The sequence below is a fragment of the Streptomyces sp. NRRL F-2664 genome (genome assembly GCF_000719345.1).
Lineage (GTDB): Bacteria > Actinomycetota > Actinomycetes > Streptomycetales > Streptomycetaceae > Streptomyces.
Genome location: NZ_JOFX01000059.1, coordinates 1 through 21,336, shown reverse-complemented (window position 1 = coordinate 21,336; position 21,336 = coordinate 1). Strand labels below are relative to the sequence as shown.

The following is a 21,336-nucleotide window of genomic DNA, read 5'->3' as shown; positions in this document are numbered from 1 at the left end:
CCGAGATCTACACACTGCATATCGTCGGCAGCGTCAGATGTGTATAAGAGACAGCCCCGAACGGATACGCGTACCTTCCGGGGGATTACCCGTGGCTGCGGTTCCGCGTTGGCCGTGCATGAGCACGCTTCAGTCTTCTACGGGCCGAAGGCGCCGGCCGATGTCGCCGGGCTTCGAAGAATCGGTTCAGCGCCCGCTTCAGCGGGAGCCGCTCCGTGAGCAGCAGGTGCCCGATCCGCCGATCTACCGCGACCTGCTGGCCCGGTGGGCCGATGCCGGGCGGACGCTGCCCGGGCGGCGGGACCCGGAGTGGTCCCGGCTCACGTCCTCCCCGGTCTGGCCCTCCACGAGCAGCGGGTTGTACTGACCCGCCCGGGTCGGGCGGCAGGACAGGGACCGGAACCGGGCCGGGAACCGGGCCGGGGCCGCGTCAGCGCGTCTCGGGGCCGGCCAGGTGGCGGGCGATGACCATGCGCTGGATCTGGTTGGTGCCCTCGACGATCTGGAGCACCTTCGCCTCGCGCATCAGGCGCTCGACGGGGAAGTCCGCGGTGTAGCCGTAGCCGCCGAGGATCTGCACCGCGTCCGTGGTGACGGCCATCGCCGCGTCCGTGCAGAACAGCTTGGCCATGGCCGCCTGCCGGGAGAACGGCTTGCCCGCGTCCCGCAGCCGCGCCGCCGCGAGGTACAGCGCCCGGCCGGCCTCGATCTTGGTGGCCATGTCGGCCAGCATGAAGCGCAGCCCCTGGAAGTCCGCGATGGGGTGTCCGAACTGCTTGCGGTCCAGGGCGTACGTGAGCGCCTCGTCCAGTGCCGCCTGGGCGACGCCGATGGCGCAGGCGGCGATGCCCAGGCGTCCCGCGTCGAGCGCGGCCAGGGCGATGGAGAAGCCCTGCCCTTCCTCGCCGATGCGGCGGGAGTCCGGTACGCGTACGCCGTCGAAGTGCAGCTGGGCGGTGGGCGAGCCCTTCATGCCCATCTTCTTCTCGGGCACGGCCGCGGTCAGGCCGGCCGCGTCGCCGGGGACCAGGAAGGCGGTGATGCCCTTGGGGCCCTCGACGCCGGTGCGGGCGAGGACGGTGTAGAAGTCGGCGACGCCGCCGTGGGTGATCCAGGCCTTGGTGCCGGTGATGACCCAGTCGTCGCCGTCGCGGATGGCCTTGGTGGTGAGGGAGGCGGCGTCGGAGCCGGCGGTCGGCTCGGACAGGCAGTAGGCGCCCAGCAGGCCGCCGCCGAGCATGTCGGGCAGGTGGGCGGCCTGCTGCTCCTTGGTGCCGTAGCCGCCGAGGCCGTGGCAGGCGAGGGAGTGCACGCTGACGCCGAGGCCGACGGTCAGGCGGGCCGCGGCGAGCTCTTCGAGGACCTGGAGGTAGACCTCGTACGGCTGCTCGCCGCCGCCGTACTCGCCGGGGTACGGCAGGCCGAGCAGTCCGGCTTCGGAGAGCAGGGTGAAGACCTCTCGGGGAAACCGTCCGGCGTCCTCCTCCTCGGCGGCCCGGGGGCGGATCTCGCGCTGGGCGATCTCGCGTACGAGGGCGAGGAGGTCGCGGGACTCCTCGGTGGGCAGCTGTCGGTCCACCGGCTGCGGGGCGCGGTCGGTCATGGCGGCGCTCTCCTCCATCTCGGGCACGGCGGCGACGCGCGAGGTGTGGGACGCGCCGCCGGGTCTCGGGCTCTGTACAGCCGATGCTGCCCTCCCGGGTCACGGAAGAGGCTGTTCAGCGGCTGCGGCGGGTTGAGTATGCCCGATCAGGGGCTTCCCGTCACCGGGGCAAGATCATCAGCCGGTTCGAACGGCTCTTCGGAAGGGGGAGGTGCCGGACACTCCGGGGCGAACTCCTCGATCACCGCCAAGGTCGCGCGCAGCTGGCGTGCCAGCAGGGCTCCGAGCCGGGCGCGTCCGGGCCGGTCCGGGGCGCTCGGCCCGCCGATCCATTCCAGGGTGGTCCCTTCGACGGCGGAGAGCCAGCCCACGAGGGCGAGGCGGGCGATCGGAGGGAGGTCGCGGTGTCCGTAGGCGCCCTCGGCGACGGCGGCGAGCATCTCCTCACGCACGGCGTCGCGCAGGGCGAGCACCTCGGCGTCGCAGCCGACGCCTCCGGTGGCGATGGTGCGGTAGGCGGCGTGGTGGTGCTCGGCGTAGTGGAGGTAGCCGTCGATGGTGCGGCGCAGGCGCGCGGCGCCGGGCAGGTCGGTGTCGCCGCCGGCTCGGGCGAGGAGGGCGGCGACGGAGTCATCGACGATGGCGAGGTAGTAGCCGCGCTTGCTCTTGAAGTAGTAGTAGATCAGCCCTTTGGCGACGCCCGCGTGGCGGGCGATGTCGTCCATGGAGAGCGCGTCGTAGGGGGTGTCGGCGAACAAGCGCCGTCCGATGGCGACGAGTTCGGCCCTGCGTACCTGTGCACGTCCGGTGGTGCCGCGCTGCTGACTGTCGTTCACGTCCGGCCCCAGCCTCGAACTGCCACAGGATGGCGGAAGTATCGCAGACCGGCCGGGCGGGGCCGGGGGCCGGGCGGCCACCGGACGGGCGCCGAGGGCGCCGGGGCGGTCAGAGCCAGCCGACCTGGGTGACGAACATGGCGACGACGACCACGAGGGTCCAGCCGAGGACGTGCTCCAGCCAGGCGGAGTCCTCCTTGGGGCCTCCGGTGCGGACGAGGTTCACGGCGGGTGCGGATGCGCTGGGAGCGGCGGTGTCGGCAGTCATGGTGTCCAATGTGCCAGCGTTCGCGGCTTTCGCGGTAGAGACGCGGGTCATTGGTGGCGCACGTCACGCGCCGGGCCCCGACCGCTCCGGCGGGTGCGCGGTGCGGTCGGGGCCCGGCGGCCGGTTCGCCCGGCCGCCTTCGGAGTCAGGCGCGGGTGTCGCGCTTGCGGCCGCCCGCCATGGCCGCCATGGCCAGGCCGAGGCAGAGGGCGATGCATCCGGTGATCACGTTGCTGACCACCGAGCGCGTCACGTCCATCTCACCGGCGATGGCCCAGGGGGCGATGATCGTCCATGCGCCGAGGACGACCGCCGTCCACGCCATGGCGTGGGTGCGCTCGTAGGCGGATCCCAGACCGCCCATGCACAGGCAGAAGGCCAGGCCGACGATGAGATTGTTGATCGCCAGCGGGGTCAGGACGCTGAATCCCGCGATCCACGGCGAGGCGGCCAGATACAGGCCGGTGATCAGCGCCAGCGCCTCGACGGCCTGTGCGCGGGGGGTACTGGTGACCCGCTCGAACCGGGTGCGCATCTCGGCGAGGTCGGGGTGGTGTTCGATGCTGGGGTGGGTGGTCATGGCCGGCCGCCTCCTATGAGAAGCCTGTACAGCCTTTATGTGCCATTTACCCCATTATGTTCCGCTTATCCGGGCCGTCGGGTCAACGGGCAATTTTCGGGTCCCCCTCACAGCACACCCACCAGCCGCAGGGCGCTGATCTGCGCCGGGGTCGGAAGGGCGGGGGCGTAGAGGTAGCAGACACCGCCCGTACCGCCTCTGACCTTGCCGTTTGCGTCGTACCTCTTCGTACGCAGCCAGACGTTCTCCCACTCGGCGCGCCGGTAGACCCGGCGGACGGAGGGGTTGTTTGGCGCGTGGGGGTCGTTGAGGACCACGTCCCCGGCGGCGGTGAAGCCGACGACGGTCATGAGGTGGCCGGCGGTGCCGTAGCCGGCGCCCGTCAGCTCCTCTGCGCGGAAGGACGTGGAGGCGATGACGGGGAAGCCGGCCCGGACGAGGGCCTCCAGGTCGGTCAGCGAGGCGAGGCGGGTGACGACTCCGGCGAGGCCGCTGTAGGTGGCGGCGTAGGCGGCATTGAAGGACCAGTTGCCGCAGCCCCGGTAGGCGGCGTCGTAGGTGGAGCGGGCGGCATGGCAGACCTGGGGGTCGGAGTACGTGGGGTCCACCCACGCCAGCGCGGCGGGGTCGGCGGTGCGGCCGAAGTGTTCGATGACCATCTGGGAGGAGGTCGGGCTGCACCACGCCTCGCCGCCGTTGTCGTATTCGGGGTAGCGCCCGATGTGGATCTGCTGCGAGTAGCGCGGGACCTGCAACTCGTGGGCGGTGCCGGAGGGACGGGAGGCGGGGACGGTGAACCGGTCGGGGACGTCGGACGCCATCGCGCCGGCGAGCCACACCGTCGGGCCGGTCCCGGCGCCCGGCCGGCGGTGGAGGGTCAGGCGCAGCTGCCAGCCGGCGATCCGCAGGCCGCCGGCCGCGGCCGGCGCGTCGAGGGCCAGGGTGTCGGTCAGGACGGCGGACCGGCCGTCGCCCTGGCCGTCCAGGGAGGTGCGGCGGATGTCGGCGTCGCCGGAGGCCCACCGCCCCATCACGTACCAGGGGGTGGTGGCGCCGTCCGTGTAGGTGGCGCGCAGCTCGATCTGGATCCAGGTGCCGGCCGGGGTGCGTGCGTTCCACGAGGCGACAGCCTCGGTCGCGGGCACCGACGAGCGGTGCACCGGGGAGGTCCAGGTGGCGTACTCCCAGGTGCTGCTGCGCCCCGTGTGCGGATCGGCGTACTCGGTGCGGCCGACCGCTGCGGCGATCTCCAGGCCGGGACGGACACCGGCGACGGCGGTGGTGCCCTGGTGGGTGCCGGCCCGCCAGTGGCCGTGGGAGAACCAGAAGCGGTTGTCGACGGTACGGCCCTGCGCGCGCGGGGCCGGTGCGGCGGCCGCCCGGTTGCCGCCGACCGGGACGGATGCGGCGGTGGCGGCGGTGGCGACCGCGAGCGCGGCGACGAGTACGGCCCTGCGTGGCGTGGGTGTGGTCATCGCGTGGTCCCCCCGGGACGGGTCGGCGCTTCGGTGGTGTCACCCTTCCAGGTTCCCGGCGGCCGGGGGCCCAAGCCGCGGGTCGTGTCGGGCTTGTCTACGCTGGTCGGGTGGAGCCGCACCAGTCGCTTGAGTCACTCGCCGGGGAGCTGGCCGCCCTGCCGTGCTCGCTGGGTCCGGTGCGCCTGGTCGGGATCGACGGGCACGCCGGCTCCGGGAAGAGCACCTTCGCGGGGCGGCTCGCCGAGGCGCTGGGCGGGGCTCCGGTGCTGCACCTGGACGACGTGGCCAGCCACGAGGAGCTGTTCGGCTGGGAGGGGCGCCTGCGCGCCCAGGTACTGGAGCCCCTCGCCGGTGGCCGGGCCGCGCACTGGGCTCCTTACGACTGGGTGGAGCGCCGTTTCGGGCCGGAGCGGGTGTTGGAGCCGGCGCCGGTGCTCCTCGTGGAGGGGGTCGGCGCCGGGCGGCGGGCGCTGCGCCCGCACCTGGCCCGGCTGCTGTGGATGGAGACCCCGCGGGCGCGGTCCTGGGCGCGGGGCCGTGATCGGGACGGGCGTGAACTGTCCGATTTCTGGGACGCCTGGGAGCGCGCGGAGCACGCGCACTTCTCCAGTGATCCTTCACGCCCCTTCGCCGACACCCTGGTACGCCAGAGCGGTACGGGATACGAGTGGTCTTCCGGGACGCGAGCGACAGCGGGAGCACCCCCTTCCGTCACCGTCGGTGACGGACTCCCCCGGGCCTGAACGGTGCCGGAATCCCGCTCCGCCCGCCCTCCCACCGACCTGCTTGACCCGGAGCCCGCGGCGGCCTTACGTTTCCCATGCGGGGCCCTCACCGGCCACCGCGCACACGAAGCCCCCGATTGTTCCCCCGTGATCGGGGGCTTCGTTCTGCCCGGGACCCCCTCCGCGGGGGTGCAGCGCGGGCCGCGCACCCCCCGCACGTTCACCCTGTGTCACCGCGGGTGCCGGGGATGTCCGCCCGAACCGGGCCCGCCGCACCCTACGTAAGGGACGAAAGCGCAGGTACGATGCAGCCCTGATTTCAGCGACGCCAGGCGGGGGCACCGGACAACTCGCGCGCTCGAAGCGGGGGTTGCCGCGCACCACGGGCAGGCTTGTGGGGGACGTGATGGATTTCGGCACGCCGGGCAGCATGCACGCCCCGGCCGAACTCGCCTGGCTGCGAGGGGTGGACGCCTGCACCATGGGCGCCTACCCGCAGGCCGAGGAGGAGTTCCGGACGGCCGTACGGCTGGACCCCTCGATGGCCGACGCGTGGCTGGGCCTGCACGCGCTCCGGGTCGACACGGGCAACGCCCTCTTACGGATGTACGCGCACCGGGACCGCTTCGGCGAGCAGCGCAGCCGTCACCGCAGGACGCTGAACTCCTGGTACTGGCTGGGCTGGTGGGTCCAGCCGGTGCTGGAGAACCGCCGCGACCTGCTGCTCGCCCACGCCTCGCACTGGCTGGACGGCCGCCACGTGCCCGAACTGGACCAGGCGCTCGCCGCGCTGCCGCCGGTGGACACCGATCCGCAGGTGCGGTTCCTGCACGCCTGCCGGGCCTATCTGGTCAAGGACTGGGAGCAGTTGGTCCGGCACACCGAGCCCCTGGTGAACGATCCGCTGCTCGGGATCGAGGCGGGGCTGTTCGGCGGGATGGCCCGGGTCCGGCTGGAGATGTACGGGCAGGCGGAGCCGATGCTGTCGGCGGCGCTGATGCGCTGCCGCAGCGAGCAGCCGCAGCGCAAGGAGCTGCGGTACTGGCTGGCGCGGGCGCACGAGGGGACGGGGCGCAGCGCGGCGGCGCTGCCGCTGTACCGGGCGGTGCACCGGGTGGACCCCTCCTTCATGGACACCGCGGCCCGGTTGACGGCCATCGAGGACGGCGACGACACCGACGGCATGGCGGATCTGGCGGGCCTGGCGGGGTACTCCGGATACGGCGGTTACGCCGCGCACGGCCCGTCCCCGGTAGGAGGGGACTTCGCCGCGGTCGCTCTGGGGGGCGGCCCGCCGGGCGGGGGACCCGTCCAGGACGTCGCCCCGGACGGCCAGGCGGGGTCGGACCCGCTGGCCGCGCCCCCGCCGGGCCGGATGGAGGGCGTACGGCGCAAGGTTCCGGTCCCCGCGCAGGGCTCGGCGAGCGGGCTGCCGACGGGGCCGTCCGATCCGGCCGCGCTGGCGCAGGCGCTGGCGGAGCTGGAGCGGATGGTGGGCCTGGAGCCGGTCAAGCGGCAGGTGAAGGCGCTCTCCGCGCAGCTGCACATGGCGCGGCTGCGGGCCGGTCAGGGGCTGCCGGTGCAGCCGCCGAAGCGGCATTTCGTGTTCTCCGGCCCCTCGGGCACCGGGAAGACGACGGTGGCCCGGATCCTGGGCCGGGTCTTCTACGCTCTGGGGCTGCTCGGCGGGGACCATCTGGTGGAGGCCCAGCGGGCGGACCTGGTGGGCGAGTTCCTCGGACAGACGGCGGTGAAGGCCAACGAGCTGATCGATTCGGCGATCGGCGGGGTGCTGTTCGTGGACGAGGCGTACTCGCTGTCGAACACGGGCTACAGCAAGGGCGACGCGTACGGCGACGAGGCGCTGCAGGTGCTGCTGAAGCGGGCGGAGGACAACCGGGACCACCTGGTGGTGATCCTGGCGGGCTATCCGGCGGGCATGGACCGGCTGCTGGCGGCCAATCCGGGGCTTTCGTCCCGGTTCACCACGCGGGTGGACTTCCCCAGTTACCGGCCTGCGGAGCTGACCGCGATCGGCGGGGTGCTGGCGGACGCCAACGGGGACCACTGGGACGAGGAGGCCCTGGAGGAACTGCGCAGCATCAGCGGGCACGTGGTGGAGCAGGGCTGGATCGACGAGCTCGGCAACGGCCGTTTCCTGCGCACCCTGTACGAGAAGAGCTGTGCGTACCGGGACCTGCGGCTGGCGGGCTTCGCGGGCGAGCCGTCCCGGGACGATCTGGCCACGCTGCGGCTGCCGGACCTGATGCAGGCCTACGGGGAGGTCCTGTCGGGCCGCGGGCCGCAGGAACGGCCGGACCCGTCCCTGTGACCCCGGCGGGGCCCGGACCTGCCGCCGGGCGGCAGGTCCGGCCCCGGCCGGCTACGTACGGCCGGCCGGGACCCGGTGGGCCGGGTCGCGGACTTCGCCGACGAGCATTTCCAGGACGTCCTCCAGGGCGACCAGGCCGAGGACGCGGCCGCTCGGGTCGGCGACCTGCGCCAGATGGGTGGCGTCCCGGCGCATGACGCCGAGGGCGTCGTCCAGCGGGACGGTGGCGCACAGGGTGGTCATGCGGCGCCATACCCGCTGGGGCACGGCCCGTTCCCGATCCTCCAGGTCCAGTACGTCCTTGACGTGGAGGTAGCCCATGAAGGCGCCGCCGGCGGACCGGACGGGGAACCGGGAGTAGCCGGTGCGGACGGTCAGCTGTTCGATCTGGCGCGGGGTGACGTCGGGGCCGACGGTGACCAGGCGGTCCCGGTCGAGGAGGACGTCGGAGACGGGGCGGCTGCCCAGTTCCAGTGCGTCCTCCAGCCGCTCCTGCTCGACCGGTTCCAGGAGCCCGGCCTGCCGGGAGTCCTTGAGGAGCCGGCCCAGCTGGGTGGGGGTGTAGGCGGCCTCCACCTCGTCCTTGGGCTCCACCTTGAAGAGTTTCAGGACGAGCTTGGCGCAGGCGCCGAGGGCGGTGGTGACCGGCCCGCAGACGCGGGCGAAGGCGACCAGGCCGGGGCTGAACCACAGGGCGGTCTTCTCGGGAGCGGCCATGGCGAGGTTCTTGGGGACCATCTCGCCGATGACCAGGTGCAGGAAGACCACCGCGGCGAGCGCGAGGGCATAGCCGAGGGGGTGGATGAGGCCCGCCGGGACGTGGACGGCGTGGAAGACGGGCTCCAGCAGCCGGGCCACGGTCGGTTCGGCGACCGCGCCGAGGGTGAGCGAGCAGACGGTGATGCCGAACTGCGCGGCCGCCATCATGCGGGGCAGGTTCTCCAGGCCGTGGAGGACCTGGCGGGCCCTCTTGGACTCGGCCGCGAGGGGTTCGATCTGACTGCGGCGTACGGAGACGAGGGCGAACTCGGCGCCGACGAAGAAGCCGTTGGCGAGGACGAGGAGCAGGGCGAAGACGAGCTGGAGCACGTTCACCGGGCGGCGCCTTCCAGTTCGGCCCGCTGCGGGGCCGCGGCCTCGCCGCGGCGGCCGGTGCCGGGCGCGGGGGCGCCGGCGGGGACCGCGGCCGGCCGGTGCGGGGCGGCGGCGGGTACGGCCGCGAGCCGGACCAGCCGGACGCGTTCGGCCCGGTTGCGGCCCACCCGGCGGACGGACAGCTTCCAGCCGGGCAGGTCCGCGCGGTCCCCGGGGGCGGGGATCCGGCCGAGCAGGTCGGCGACGAGGCCGGCCACGGTCTCGTAGGGGCCTTCGGGCACGTCCAGGCCTATGCGGCGCAGGGTGTGCACGCGGCAGCTGCCGTCCGCCTCCCAGGAGGGGCGGCCGTCCTCGGCCGTGACGGCGGCGAGTTCGGGGGTCTCGTCCTCGGCGAGGTCGTGCTCGTCGCGGACCTCCCCGACGAGTTCCTCCACGATGTCCTCCAGGGTGACGACGCCGGCGGTGCCGCCGTACTCGTCGACGACCACGGCCATCGGCTGTTCGCTGCGCAGCCGCTCCAGCAGCGGCTGCACCGGCAGGGAGCCGGGCACCAGCAGCGGGGGGACGCAGATCCGGCCCACGCTGACGCGGTCGCGCTCGGACTCGGCGACGGCGAGGGCGTCCTTGAGGTGGACGACGCCGGTGATCTCGTCGATGCGTTCGCGGTAGACCGGGAAGCGGGACAGGCCGGTGGCGCGGGTCAGGTTGAGCACGTCGGCCGCGGTGGCGGTGTGCTGGAGGGCGCTGACCTTCACCCGGGGCGTCATGACGTGCTGGGCCGTGAGCCCGCCCAGCGACAGGGTCCGTACGAAGAGGTCGGCGGTGTCCTGTTCGAGGGCGCCGGCCTGGGCCGAATGGCGGACCAGCGAGAGGAGTTCGCCCGGGGTGCGGGCGGAGTCCATCTCCTCGGTGGGTTCGACGCCGAGGGCCCGTACGAGCCGGTTGGCGACGGCGTTGAGACCGGCGATGACGGGGCGGAGGACGCGCGAGAAGGCGTGCTGCGGGCCGGCGACGAAGCGGGCCACCTGGAGGGGCCGGGAGACCGCCCAGTTCTTCGGGACGAGCTCGCCGACGACCATCTGGACGGCGGAGGCGAGCAGCATGCCGATGACGACGGCGACGCCGGAGGCGGCCCCCTTCGGCAGGCCGGTCGCGGTGAGCGGCCCGGCCAGCAGTGCGGCGAGGGCGGGCTCGGCGAGCATGCCGACCACGAGGGAGGTGAGGGTGATGCCGAGCTGGGTGCCGGAGAGCTGGAAGGACAGCTCCCGCAGGGCCTTGACGACCGTGCGGGCACGGCGGTCCCCGTCGGCTGCGGCGCGCTCCGCCTCGGGGCGTTCCACCGTGACGAGGCCGAACTCGGCCGCCACGAAGAATCCGTTGGCGAGGATCAGGGCGAACGCCGCCGCGAGCAGGAGTAGCGGGGTGGTCATGCCGCCGCCTCCGTGGGGAGGGCGGCGCGGGTATTACCGGACGATCCGTCCATTGCTGGAGGGAGTCACTCCTCGAGTTGCAGGTGCCCGCGGGCCTCGGGGTCCCGGGGCCGGTGGGAGGGCGCACGGCTGCGCCCCGCCACCAGGGTAGTCATTGAGATCGCGGCCGCAACGGTACGCGGCCACGAGGGTCGGCGGGGTCAGTGGTCGTCGGCGCCGGTTCCGCGGGTCTCGGCGAGGGCGCGCAGGGCGCGCGCGTCGCTGATGGCCTGCTGCTTGGCCACGCCCGGCTGGATGCCGAGCACGGGCAGGCTGGTGCCGTCGCTGAGGTCCAGGAAGACCCAGGGGTCGCCCGGGCGGAGGTTGACCCGGAGGATCTCCGCCCACGCCAGACGGCGGGTGTTGGTGAGGTTGACGACGGTGACGCCGTCCTCGTCCGCGACCACCTTGGGGCGGCTGAGCAGGACGAGTACAGAGCTCAGCAGGGCGGCGGTGAAGACGAAGCTGATCCGCTCGCCGGGGCTGAGGTTCTCCAGCATCACGGCGATGGCCGTGATGGTGACGAACATGGCGAGCCCGACGCCCAGCAGGACGACCCGGGTGCGGGTCGGCCGGAAGGTGACCGGCAGGGTGGGCGGTGCGGGCGGGGCGGCGGACTCGGCCATGGTGCGGTGCCTTCGGGTGTGGCGTTCGGGCGAGGGGCGGCGTGCGCCTCGCGTCAGAGGCGGCAGGCGTGGATCGAGGTGGTGAGGATCGCGCGGGCGCCCAGTTCGTACAGGTCGTCCATGATGCGCTGGGCCTCCTTGGCGGGGACCATGGCGCGGACCGCGACCCAGCCCTCGTTGTGCAGCGGGGAGACCGTCGGGGACTCCAGGCCCGGGGTGAGGGCGACGGCGCGCTCCAGGTGCTCGGCGCGGCAGTCGTAGTCCATCATCACGTAGCTGCGGGCCACGAGGACGCCCTGCAGGCGGCGCAGGAACTGCTGGACCTGCGGGTCGTCGGCGTCGGCGCCGTTGCCGCGGATGACGACGGCCTCGGAGGTGAGGATCGGCTCACCGATGACCTCCAGGCCGGCGTTGCGCAGGCTGGTGCCGGTCTCGACGACGTCCGCGATGATCTCGGCGACGCCGAGCTGGATGGCGGTCTCGACGGCGCCGTCGAGGTGCACGACGGAGGCGTCGATGCCCTGGTCGGCGAGGTGCTTGGCGACGATTCCCTCGTACGAGGTCGCGATCGTCATCCCGTTGAAGTCCTGGGGGCCCTTCGCGGTGCCGGGGGTGGTGGCGTAGCGGAAGGTGGAGCGGCCGAAGTTCAGCGGGAGGATCTCCTCGGCGCTGGCGCCGGAGTCGAGCAGCAGGTCACGGCCGGTGATGCCGATGTCGAGCTTGCCCGAGGAGACGTAGATCGCGATGTCCTTGGGGCGGAGGTAGAAGAACTCCACCTCGTTCTCGGGGTCGACGACCACGAGTTCCTTGGACTCCTTGCGCATCCGGTAGCCGGCCTCATGGAGCATCGCCGACGCCGGTCCGGAGAGTGAACCCTTGTTGGGGACGGCGATGCGCAGCATGGGGCTTCCTTTTGATGCGTGGTGTGCATGGTTGACGGGGTGGCGTGCGGGCGGTGCGGGCCCGGACTCAGAGGTGCGCGTAGACGTCGTCGAGGGAGATCCCGCGCGCGACCATCATCACCTGGACGTGGTACAGCAGCTGGGAGATCTCCTCGGCGGCGGCTTCCTTGCCCTCGTACTCGGCGGCCATCCAGACCTCGGCGGCCTCCTCGACGACCTTCTTGCCGATGGCATGGACGCCCTTGTGGACGAGCTCGGCGGTGCGGGAGGTGCCGGGGTCGCCTTCGGCGGCCTTGTGCTGGAGCTCGGTGAAGAGCTCTTCGAAGGTCTTGGAGGGTTTGTTCGCCATGATGTCCTTAGAGTACGGGCTCACCCGGGTGTCCCGGTGCCGGGGTTCACCCCTCGGACACGACCTACCGCCAGGGTTCGCTGACGGTGCGCAGGGTCATGGCGGTGGCGACGGCGGCGGTGACCGCTTCGTGCCCCTTGTCCTCGTTCGAGCCTTCGAGCCCGGCGCGGTCCAGTGCCTGCTCGTCGTTGTCGCAGGTCAGGACGCCGAAGCCGACGGGCACCCCGGTGTCGATGGACACCTGGACCAGGCCCTGGGTGACGCCCTGGCAGACGTAGTCGAAGTGCGGGGTGCCGCCGCGGATGACGACGCCGAGGGCGACGATGGCGTCGTAGCCGCGCCCGGCCAGCACCTTCGCCACGACCGGGAGCTCGAAGCTGCCGGGGACGCGGAGCAGGGTGGGCTCGTCGATGCCCAGCTCGTGCAGGGCCCGCAGGGCGCCGTCGACCAGTCCGTCCATGACCTTCTCGTGCCACTGGGCCGCGATGACGGCGACGCGCAGGTCTCCGCAGTTCTTCACGCTCAGTTCGGGTGCGCCCTTGCCGCTCACAGCTCTGCTCCTCGGTGGTTCGTGGATGTACGTACGGGTGGGTGGGTGTCGCGGCTACTGGTTGCCGCAGGCGGAGGTGGTGACGGACCCGTCCAGCCAGGGCAGGTCGTGGCCCATCCGGTCCCGCTTGGTGCGCAGGTACCGCAGATTGTGCTCGCCCGCCTCGACCGGCATGGACTCCCGGCTGGTGACGGTGATGCCGTGCCGTTCGAGGGCGGCGGACTTGTCGGGGTTGTTGGTGAGCAGCCGGACGCTGTGCACGCCGAGGTCGGCGAGGATCTGCGCGCCGGCCGCGTAGTCGCGGGCGTCGGCGGGCAGGCCCAGCTCCAGGTTGGCGTCGAGGGTGTCACGGCCGCGTTCCTGGAGTTCGTAGGCGCGCAGCTTGGACAGCAGGCCGATGCCGCGGCCCTCGTGGCCGCGCAGGTAGACGACGACTCCGCGGCCCTCGTTCTTGATCCGTTCCATGGAGGCGTGCAGCTGGGGGCCGCAGTCGCAGCGCTGCGAGGCGAAGATGTCGCCGGTCAGGCACTCGGAGTGCATGCGGACCAGGAGGCCGGAGCCGTCGCCGATGTCGCCGTGGACGAGGGCGACGTGCTCGACGCCGTCGACGGTGGAGCGGTAGCCGTGCGCGGTGAAGTCGCCGAAGGCGGTCGGCAGGTTGACCTCGGCCTCGCGGCGCACGGTGGGCTCGGCGGAGCGGCGGTAGGCGATCAGGTCCTCGATGGAGATGATCGTGAGGCCGTGCTTGCGGGCGAAGGGGATCAGCTCGGGCAGGCGCAGCATGACGCCGTCCTCGCCGGCGATCTCGACGATGGCGCCGGCCGGGCGCAGGCCGGCGAGGCGGGCGAGGTCGACGGCGGCCTCGGTGTGGCCGTTGCGGACGAGGACGCCGCCGGGCTTGGCACGCAGGGGGAAGATGTGGCCGGGGCGGACGAAGTCGCCGGGGCCGCTGACGCCGTCGGCGAGGAGGCGCAGGGTGGTGGCGCGGTCGGCGGCGGAGATGCCGGTGGAGACGCCGTGGGCGGCGCTCGCGTCGACGGAGACGGTGAAGGCGGTCTTCATCGACTCGGTGTTGTTCTGGACCATCTGGGGGAGTTCGAGCCGGTCCAGTTCCGGGCCCTCCATGGGGGCGCAGATCAGGCCGCGGCACTCGCTCATCATAAAGGCGACGATCTCGGGGGTGGCCTTCTCGGCGGCGATGACGAGGTCGCCCTCGTTCTCGCGGTCCTCGTCGTCGACGACGACGACGGGGCGGCCCGCGGCGATGTCGCGGATCGCCTGCTCGACGGGGTCGAGGCGGAAGGTCTCTTCGGGGATGTCGGGCACGGGCTTGAGGCTGGTCATGCCGCTGCTCCTTCGAGGGCCGGGGCGGGGGTGGTGCGGGAGCGCTGGTACCAGTCGTAGGCGCCCCACACCACGAGGGCGAAGTAGACGACGTAGACCAGTCCGGAGAAGGCGAGGCCGCCCGTGAAGGCGAGGGGGACGCCGACGAGGTCGACGAGGAGCCAGGCGAACCAGAACTCGACGAGGCCGCGGGCCTGGGCCACCATCGCCACGATGGTGCCGACGAAGATGTAGGCGTCGGCCCAGGGGCTCCAGGACAGGGACGGGTAGAGGGTGAAGAGGCCGCCGACGGCGAGGGTGCCGAGGGCCGCTCCGCCGAGGAGGAGTCCGCGCTCGGTCCAGGTGGCGGTGCGGACGGCGATGGAGCCGTCCTGGGCCTGCTGCTTGCCGCGCTGCCAGGCGGTCCAGCCGAAGACGGCCACGCCGATGACGAGGAGCTGCTTGCCGACGCCGCCGGCGAGGTGGGCGGAGGCGTAGGCGGCGATGAGGATCAGGCCGGAGAGCAGCTGGGCGGGCCAGGTCCATATGGAGCGGCGCCAGCCGAGGGCGAGGGCGGCGAGGCCCATCAGGTTGCCGATCATGTCGGACCAGATGACCTTCTGGCCGAGGACGGTGAAGGCTTCGGTGTTGAGCCAGTCGAGGGCGTTCACCGGGCGTCTCCCGTCGGGTCGGCGTGCAGCGGGTCCACGCCGGCGGCGAGGAGGCGCTCGACGTACTTGGCGAGGACGTCGACCTCCAGGTTGACGGGGTCGCCGGGCTGCTTGATGCCGAGGGTGGTGAGAGCGAGGGTGGTGGGGATGAGGCTGATGGTGAACCAGTCGGCGGCGGCCTCGACCACGGTGAGGCTGACGCCGTCGACGGTGATGGAGCCCTTCTCGACGACGTAGCGGGAGAGGTTCCGCGGGAGGGCGACCTTGACGATCTCCCAGTGCTCGGAGGGGGTGCGGGAGAGGATCTCGCCGGTGCCGTCCACGTGTCCCTGGACGATGTGGCCGCCGAGGCGTCCGCCGAGCGCCATCGGGCGCTCCAGGTTGACGCGGGAGCCCTTGGTCAGGGCGCCGAGGCTGGAGCGGTTGAGGGTCTCCTGCATGACGTCGGCGGTGAACTCGCCGTCGGCGGTCTCCACGACGGTCAGGCAGACGCCGTTGACGGCGATGGAGTCGCCGTGCTTCGCGTCCTCGGTGACGAGGGGGCCGCGCAGCCGGAAGCGGGAGGCGTCCCGGAGCGGCTCGACGGCGGTGACCTCGCCCAGTTCTTCGACGATTCCGGTGAACACTCAGTGCTCCTTGGGGGCGGTGGCGGGACGGGCGGTGATGCGCAGATCGGGGCCCACGCGGACGGCTTCGGTGAGGTCGAGGCGCAGGGCGTGGGAGATGTTCGTGATGCCCGCGTCGCCGAGGGCGGCGGGGCCGGCGCCGAGCAGGGCGGGGGCGAGGTAGCCGACGACGCGGTCGACGGCTCCGGCTTCCAGGAAGGCGCCCGCGAGGGTGGGGCCGCCTTCGAGGAGGAGGGAGCGCACGCCGCGGGCGTACAGCTCGGTGAGAAGCCGGTCGAGGGGGATCCGGCCGCCGTGCGGGGGCAGCCGGAGCAATGCGACGCCGGGCAGGTGGCGGGTGTCGGCGTCCTCGGCGACGACGAGCAGCGTGGGCGCGGCGTCGTCGAGGATGCGGGCGGTCGGCGGGAGGCCGGCGCGGGTGTCGAGGGCGACGCGCAGGGGCTGGGTGGCTCCGTCGATGCCGCGGACGGCCAGGTGGGGGTCGTCCGCGCGCAGGGTGCCGCCGCCGACCAGGACGGCGTCGGCCTCGGCGCGCAGCCGGTGGACGTCCGCGCGGGACTCGGCGGAGCTGATCCAGCGGCTGCTTCCGTCGGCGGCGGCGCTGCGGCCGTCGAGGGTGGCGGCGTACTTCCAGGTCACGTGGGGGCGGCCGAGCCGTACGGAGGTCAGCCAGGCGGTGTTGCCGGCCTCGGCCTCGGCCCGCAGCAGTCCGGCCCCGGTGTCGACGCCGGCGGCGCGCAGGGTGGCGGCGCCGCCGCTGGCCTGCGGGTTCGGGTCGGGGACGGCGTAGACGACGCGGGCGATGCCGGCGTCGGCGAGGGCCTGGGCGCAGGGCCCGGTGCGGCCGGTGTGGTTGCAGGGCTCGAGGGTGACGTAGGCGGTGCCGCCGCGGGCGGCCGCTCCTGCGGCGCGCAGGGCGTGGACCTCGGCGTGCGGGCCGCCGGCCCGCTGGTGCCAGCCCTCGCCGACGACGGTGCCCGCGGCGTCGGTGATGACGCAGCCGACGACGGGGTTGGGGCTGGTGTGGCCGAGTCCGCGGGCGGCGAGCTCGACGGCCCGTCGCATGGCACGGGTACCCGCCTCGGGTGCGGGTTCTGCGTGCGCGGCGTGTGTCGCCACCGGGTCCTCCTGCCTCATCGGGCACGGACTCCGGGGCCTGTCGGGATACGACAGATGGAGCGGAACAGCTCACGCGGGGACGCCGGGGCCGGAGAAACGGTTCGACCGGGCATGTCCGCAGGGACGTGCCGAGGAACCGCCGACGGCGGCGTACCGGTGACTGGCCCGCCGCGCACTGCCTCCCATCCGGACTTTAACCGTCGGTCCAGGAATTTCACCTGGTCAACCGGCCGCTGGCTGCGGACGGGTCGCGGACTATACCGCCGGTTCGGAATTACACCGACCCCGGAGTGCGCTGCTACTGGTACTCCAGCCAGTTTGCCACGGCCGATCCCCCGCCATGCGGGTGAGGTGGTGTGGCCTGGCTCACAGAGGGTGACCCGGACGCTACGGCGCCACCCCCCGAGGTCGACCCGGCGACCGCCCGGGCGGCGGGACCGGGAGGGGCCCGCATCGCGGTTGGTCCAGACCTATTGACGGGTTGGTCTAGTCCTCTTAACGTTCCCTTCATCTTCCGGGAACGGGCCCGCCGGATGTGCACACCACGGGCCAACACGCTTGTCCACGCGTCACGTTGCTTCATCCTGTGTCCCTTTGTGTCCTGCATCCTCCCCTCCCCAGGAGGCACAATGCCGTCCCCCACACGTACGAGAGCGATGCTCCTGGCATCCGGCGCCGCAATCGCCGGACTGCTGGTCGGCGGGCTCCCGACGGGCGTCTCGCACGCGGCCGACAACGAGAGCTGCCGCCCCGACGGCCTCTACAAGACGCCCGGCGTCGACGTCCCCTACTGCTCCGTCTACGACTCCGCAGGCCGCGAGAAGATGGGCGCCGACCACCAGCGCCGCGTCATCGGCTACTTCACCGGCTGGCGCACGGGCAAGAACGGCCAGCCGTCCTACCTCGTCAACAACATCCCGTGGGACAAGATCACCCACATCAACTACGCCTTCGCACACGTCGGCAGCGACAACAAGATCTCCGTCGGCGCCGACAGCGCGACGAACGAGGCCACCGGCATGACCTGGCCGGGCGTCGCCGGGGCCGAGATGGACCCGTCGCTCCCCTACAAGGGCCACTTCAACCTGCTGACGAAGTACAAGAAGCAGCACCCCGACGTGAAGACCCTGATCTCCGTCGGCGGCTGGGCCGAGACCGGCGGCTACTTCGGCGCCGACGGCAAGCGCGTCGCCTCCGGCGGCTTCTACAGCATGGCCACCAACGCGGACGGCTCCGTCAACCAGGCGGGCATCGACACCTTCGCCCAGTCCTCGGTCGACTTCATCCGCAAGTACGGCTTCAACGGCGTCGACATCGACTACGAGTACCCGACCACGATGAAGGACGCCGGCAACCCGCTGGACTGGCGGATCGCCAACGCCCGCCGGGCCGGCCTGGTCAAGGGCTACGACGCCCTCATGAAGAGCCTGCGCCAGAAGCTGGACGCGGCCGGCGCCGCCGACGGCAAGCACTACATGCTGACCGTCGCCGCCCCCTCCTCCGGCTACCTGCTGCGCGGCATGGAGACCTTCCAGATGCAGCAGTACCTGGACTACGTCAACATCATGTCCTACGACCTGCACGGCGCCTGGAACGAGTACGTCGGCCCCAACGCCTCGCTCTTCGACGACGGCAAGGACGGCGAGCTCGCCGCCGCCGGCGTCTACGGCTCGCAGCAGTACGGCGGCATCGGCTACCTCAACACCGACTGGGCGTACCACTACTTCCGCGGCTCCATGCCGGCCGGCCGGATCAACATCGGCCTGCCGTACTACACCCGCGGCCACAAGAACGTGCAGGGCGGCACCGACGGCCTGTGGGGCAAGGCCGCCGCGACCACCTGCCCGGCCGGCTCCGGACTGACCAAGTGCGGCGACGGTGCGGTCGGCATCGACAACCTGTGGCACGACAAGGACGACAACGGCAACGAGTCCCCCGCAGGCTCCAACCCGATGTGGCACGCCAAGAACCTGGAGAAGGGGATCGTCGGCGACTACGTCACCCGGTACGGCTTCCCCGCGAACACCTCCCTGACCGGCACCTACGCCCGCAAGTACGACTCGACCCTGGTCGCGCCGTGGCTGTGGAACGCGCAGAAGAAGGTCTTCCTCTCCACCGAGGACGAGCAGTCCGTGGCCGCCAAGGCCGACTACGTGGTGGACCGCGGCATCGGCGGCACCATGGTCTGGGAGATGGCCGGCGACTACGGCTGGAACGCGACCAAGGGTCAGTACGAGATGGGCTCCACGCTCACCTCGCTGATGTACGACAAGTTCAAGGCGGCCTCCCCGTACGGGGCGAAGAAGGCCGGTTCCACCGCCCTGCCGACCCAGGCGGTGGACATCAGGACCGAGTTCACGGAGTTCAAGCTCGGCGACTCGAACTACCCGATCACCCCGAAGATCAAGATCACCAACAACGCGAGGACGGCACTCCCGGGCGGCACCGAGTTCCAGTTCGACTACGCGACCTCGGCCCCGAACAACGCCTCCGACCAGTCCGGCTTCGGCACGAAGATCATCAGCAGCGGCCACACCGGCAGCAACGTCGGCGGCCTGAAGGGCGACTTCCACCGGGTGTCCCTGAAGCTCCCGGCCTGGCAGTCGCTCGCCCCGGGCGCCTCCGTCGACCTGGCCTTCAACTACTACCTGCCGGTGTCCACCCCCTCCAACTGGACGGTGAACATCTCCGGCACCACGTACGCCCTCGCCGGTGACCTGGCGCGCGGCACCACGGTCGGCGAGCCGGGCGGCGGCAGCACCGAGCCGACCACTCCCCCGACCACCCCGCCGCCCACCGGCGGGACCTGCACCAACCCGGCGTACGTCGCCGGCACCGTCTACAACAGCGGCAACGTCGTCTCCCACAAGGGCCGCAACTGGAGGGCCCAGTGGTGGACGCAGAACGAGGAACCCGGCACCACGGGTGACTGGGGCGTCTGGAAGGACCAGGGCGCCTGCTGACCGGACCGCCCTGACCGGCGGACGCACATGAGGACCCGGTGGCCCGGCGGCCACCGGGTCCTCGCACGTCCGCTCCCCGCCCCCCTCGTAGGCTGGCCCGGTGATCACACATGTCACCGCGTCCGCAGCGGACTTCGAGGAACACCGGCCCCGGATGTTCGGCATCGCCTACCGCATGCTCGGCTCCGCCGCCGAGGCCGAGGACATCGTCCAGGACGCCTACCTGCGCTGGGAGTCCGCGGACCGCACCGCCATCGAGCACCCCGGCGCCTGGCTCGCCAAGGTCACCACCAACCTCTGCCTCAACAGCCTCACCTCGGCGCGCGCCCGGCGCGAGACCTACGTCGGCCCCTGGCTGCCGGAGCCCGTGCTCACCGGCGACGGCACCCTCGGCCCGCTGGAGTCGGCCGAACAGCGGGACAGCGTGTCCATGGCCCTGCTCCTGCTGCTGGAACAGCTCACACCGGCCGAGCGCGCCGTGTACGTCCTGCGCGAGGCCTTCGCCTACAGCCACCGCGAGATCGCCGGCCTCCTCGACCTCGGCGAGGCCAACTGCCGCCAGATCCACCGCCGCGCGGCGGCCCGCGTGGCGGCCGAGCGGGAGGCCACGCGGGAGAAGCGGTTCTCCGCGGACCCCGAGCGGTGGCGGGGGCTCCTGGAGAGCTTCCTGACCGCTGCGCGGAGCGGAGACCTCGCCCGCCTGGAGGGGATGCTGGCGGCGGACGTGCGGTACGTGTCGGACGGCGGCGGCGTCGTCAACGCCGCCCGGCGGCCGATCCTCGGCAGGGACAAGGTGGCCCGCTTCGCGATGGGCGCCATGGCGAAGTACGTGGCCGGGGTGCCGGTCGGCGTCGCAGAGGTCAACGGCACCCCCGCCGTGCTCTTCGGCGAGGTGGCGGTCCTGCTGGTGGAATTCGAGAATGGGCTGGTCAGCGACATCAGTACGGTGGTCAACCCGGAGAAGCTGGCCTTCCTCCGGCGGCAGCTGTCACGTTCCTGACGGCTGTCCGGTCCCTGCTGGTGAGCGCAACCCCACCGCACCGGCGAAGGACGGACCCATGAGCACGATCGCCCCGATCATCGTCACCGGAGGCACCGGCACCCTCGGCTCGCTCGTCACCGAGCGGCTGAGGGCGGCCGGCCACGAGGTCAGGGTCCTGAGCCGGCACGCCCCGGACCACCCCGTCGACCTGAGGAACGGCGCGGGACTGGACGCGGCCCTGGCGGGTGCGGAGGTGATCGTGCACTGCGCGAGCAACACCCGCGGTGCGGGCAGGGGCGACGAGCAGGCCGCCGGGCACCTGATCGAGGCCGCCCGGCGGGCCGGGACCGCAAGGAACCTCGTCTACATCTCGATCGTCGGGGTGGACACGGTCCCGCTCGGCTACTACAGGCGCAAGCTGCGGGTGGAGCGGCTGCTGGAGGCGTCCGGGCTGGGCGTGACGATCCTGCGCACGACGCAGTTCCACGACCTCGTGGCGATGCTCGCGGACGCCGCGGCGAAGCTGCCCGTCGCGCCGGTCCCGAAGGATGTACGGGTCCAGCCGATCGCGGTCGGCGAAGTCGCCGACCGCATGGCGGAGCTGGCGGTCCCGACCCCGTCGGGCCGGGCCCCCGACATGGGCGGCCCGGAGATCCACACCCTGCCGGACCTGGCCCGCACATACCTGTCGGCGACGGGCCGCCACCGGCGGATCCTCCCCGTCCCCTTGGCGGGCAAGACCTACGCAGCCTTCCGCCGCGGCGGCAACCTGACCCCGACCCACGCGGTCGGCACCCAGACGTTCGAGCAGTACGCGCGGGGGCGGGGGCGGTAGGGGG

The 21,336-nt window shown here is 72.3% G+C and carries 21 protein-coding genes and 1 riboswitch; of the genes, 6 read left to right on the top strand and 15 right to left on the bottom strand.

The genetic code is table 11. The features are described from left to right. The first annotated feature begins 226 nt into the window (after window positions 1-226). Window positions 227-367, top strand: a complete 141-nt coding sequence (locus tag IF89_RS48005; RefSeq protein WP_234327941.1) for a hypothetical protein — start codon at window positions 227-229, stop codon at window positions 365-367. Between the two features lie 63 nt (window positions 368-430). Here the strand turns inward: IF89_RS48005 and IF89_RS0131920 are convergent, their stop codons facing one another. The 5 genes from IF89_RS0131920 to IF89_RS0131900 form a co-directional block, all read right to left on the bottom strand. Then, the gene (locus IF89_RS0131920) at window positions 431-1,603 is read right to left on the bottom strand and encodes an acyl-CoA dehydrogenase (RefSeq protein ID WP_030775447.1); all 1,173 of its coding nucleotides are present in this window, start codon (window positions 1,601-1,603) and stop codon (window positions 431-433) included. Between the two features lie 146 nt (window positions 1,604-1,749). Then, a complete protein-coding gene (locus tag IF89_RS0131915; RefSeq protein WP_051807926.1) occupies window positions 1,750-2,439 on the bottom strand; it encodes a TetR/AcrR family transcriptional regulator in 690 nt (229 codons plus the stop codon). A 109-nt stretch (window positions 2,440-2,548) separates the two neighbouring features. Beyond that, on the bottom strand, window positions 2,549-2,707 hold the full coding sequence (locus IF89_RS44880; protein ID WP_107047401.1) for an SCO1431 family membrane protein: 159 nt from the start codon (window positions 2,705-2,707) through the stop codon (window positions 2,549-2,551). A 145-nt stretch (window positions 2,708-2,852) separates the two neighbouring features. After that, a complete protein-coding gene (locus IF89_RS0131905) occupies window positions 2,853-3,287 on the bottom strand; it encodes an SPW repeat protein (RefSeq protein ID WP_030775442.1) in 435 nt (144 codons plus the stop codon). Between the two features lie 107 nt (window positions 3,288-3,394). Next, window positions 3,395-4,762: a peptidase C39 family protein gene (locus tag IF89_RS0131900; RefSeq protein WP_030775440.1), complete on the bottom strand. Its 1,368-nt coding sequence runs from the start codon at window positions 4,760-4,762 to the stop codon at window positions 3,395-3,397. 110 nt (window positions 4,763-4,872) lie between these two features. Between IF89_RS0131900 and IF89_RS0131895 the strand changes: the two genes are divergently transcribed. Then, a complete protein-coding gene (locus IF89_RS0131895; RefSeq protein ID WP_030775438.1) occupies window positions 4,873-5,508 on the top strand; it encodes a uridine kinase family protein in 636 nt (211 codons plus the stop codon). 388 nt (window positions 5,509-5,896) lie between these two features. After that, window positions 5,897-7,822 (top strand): AAA family ATPase, encoded by a 1,926-nt coding sequence (locus IF89_RS0131890; protein WP_030775436.1) that lies wholly within the window; start codon window positions 5,897-5,899, stop codon window positions 7,820-7,822. A 51-nt stretch (window positions 7,823-7,873) separates the two neighbouring features. Here IF89_RS0131890 and IF89_RS0131885 read toward each other — a convergent pair whose 3' ends face one another. The 10 genes from IF89_RS0131885 to ribD form a co-directional block, all read right to left on the bottom strand. Further along, on the bottom strand, window positions 7,874-8,917 hold the full coding sequence (locus IF89_RS0131885; protein WP_030775433.1) for a hemolysin family protein: 1,044 nt from the start codon (window positions 8,915-8,917) through the stop codon (window positions 7,874-7,876). Continuing rightward, complete coding sequence (locus tag IF89_RS0131880) at window positions 8,914-10,347, bottom strand: hemolysin family protein (protein ID WP_234327940.1); 1,434 nt, start codon at window positions 10,345-10,347, stop codon at window positions 8,914-8,916. The genes IF89_RS0131885 and IF89_RS0131880 overlap by 4 nt, the downstream gene beginning before the upstream one ends. 200 nt (window positions 10,348-10,547) lie before the next feature. Continuing rightward, window positions 10,548-11,012 (bottom strand): PH domain-containing protein, encoded by a 465-nt coding sequence (locus IF89_RS0131875; protein WP_030775427.1) that lies wholly within the window; start codon window positions 11,010-11,012, stop codon window positions 10,548-10,550. Between the two features lie 53 nt (window positions 11,013-11,065). Then, complete coding sequence (gene hisG / locus IF89_RS0131870; RefSeq protein ID WP_030775425.1) at window positions 11,066-11,914, bottom strand: ATP phosphoribosyltransferase; 849 nt, start codon at window positions 11,912-11,914, stop codon at window positions 11,066-11,068. Between the two features lie 67 nt (window positions 11,915-11,981). After that, entirely contained in the window at window positions 11,982-12,263 is a 282-nt protein-coding gene (locus IF89_RS0131865; RefSeq protein ID WP_030775422.1) for a phosphoribosyl-ATP diphosphatase, read from the bottom strand. A 64-nt stretch (window positions 12,264-12,327) separates the two neighbouring features. After that, window positions 12,328-12,813 (bottom strand): 6,7-dimethyl-8-ribityllumazine synthase, encoded by a 486-nt coding sequence (gene ribH / locus IF89_RS0131860; protein WP_030775419.1) that lies wholly within the window; start codon window positions 12,811-12,813, stop codon window positions 12,328-12,330. 54 nt (window positions 12,814-12,867) lie between these two features. Beyond that, complete coding sequence (locus tag IF89_RS0131855; protein WP_051807924.1) at window positions 12,868-14,157, bottom strand: bifunctional 3,4-dihydroxy-2-butanone-4-phosphate synthase/GTP cyclohydrolase II; 1,290 nt, start codon at window positions 14,155-14,157, stop codon at window positions 12,868-12,870. Beyond that, window positions 14,154-14,807, bottom strand: coding sequence for a nicotinamide mononucleotide transporter family protein (locus IF89_RS0131850; protein ID WP_030775415.1), 654 nt, complete (start codon window positions 14,805-14,807; stop codon window positions 14,154-14,156). Before IF89_RS0131850 ends, IF89_RS0131855 begins: the two co-directional genes overlap by 4 nt. Next, a complete protein-coding gene (locus IF89_RS0131845) occupies window positions 14,804-15,433 on the bottom strand; it encodes a riboflavin synthase (protein WP_030775413.1) in 630 nt (209 codons plus the stop codon). The genes IF89_RS0131850 and IF89_RS0131845 overlap by 4 nt, the downstream gene beginning before the upstream one ends. Further along, on the bottom strand, window positions 15,434-16,498 hold the full coding sequence (gene ribD, locus IF89_RS0131840) for a bifunctional diaminohydroxyphosphoribosylaminopyrimidine deaminase/5-amino-6-(5-phosphoribosylamino)uracil reductase RibD (RefSeq protein ID WP_030775411.1): 1,065 nt from the start codon (window positions 16,496-16,498) through the stop codon (window positions 15,434-15,436). Window positions 16,499-16,720: 222 nt separating this feature from the next. Next, window positions 16,721-16,850, bottom strand: a riboswitch (FMN riboswitch). Window positions 16,851-17,181: 331 nt separating this feature from the next. Between ribD and IF89_RS0131835 the strand changes: the two genes are divergently transcribed. The 3 genes from IF89_RS0131835 to IF89_RS0131825 all read left to right on the top strand — a co-directional run bounded on the left by IF89_RS0131835 (window position 17,182) and on the right by IF89_RS0131825 (window position 21,332). Beyond that, window positions 17,182-19,515 carry a chitinase C-terminal domain-containing protein gene (locus IF89_RS0131835; protein ID WP_030775409.1) on the top strand — a complete coding sequence of 778 codons (2,334 nt, stop codon included), beginning with the start codon at window positions 17,182-17,184 and terminating at the stop codon, window positions 19,513-19,515. A gap of 100 nt (window positions 19,516-19,615) precedes the next feature. Further along, a complete protein-coding gene (locus IF89_RS0131830) occupies window positions 19,616-20,515 on the top strand; it encodes an RNA polymerase sigma-70 factor (protein WP_267882116.1) in 900 nt (299 codons plus the stop codon). Window positions 20,516-20,582: 67 nt separating this feature from the next. Continuing rightward, complete coding sequence (locus tag IF89_RS0131825; RefSeq protein ID WP_107047402.1) at window positions 20,583-21,332, top strand: SDR family oxidoreductase; 750 nt, start codon at window positions 20,583-20,585, stop codon at window positions 21,330-21,332. Window positions 21,333-21,336: the final 4 nt, after the last annotated feature.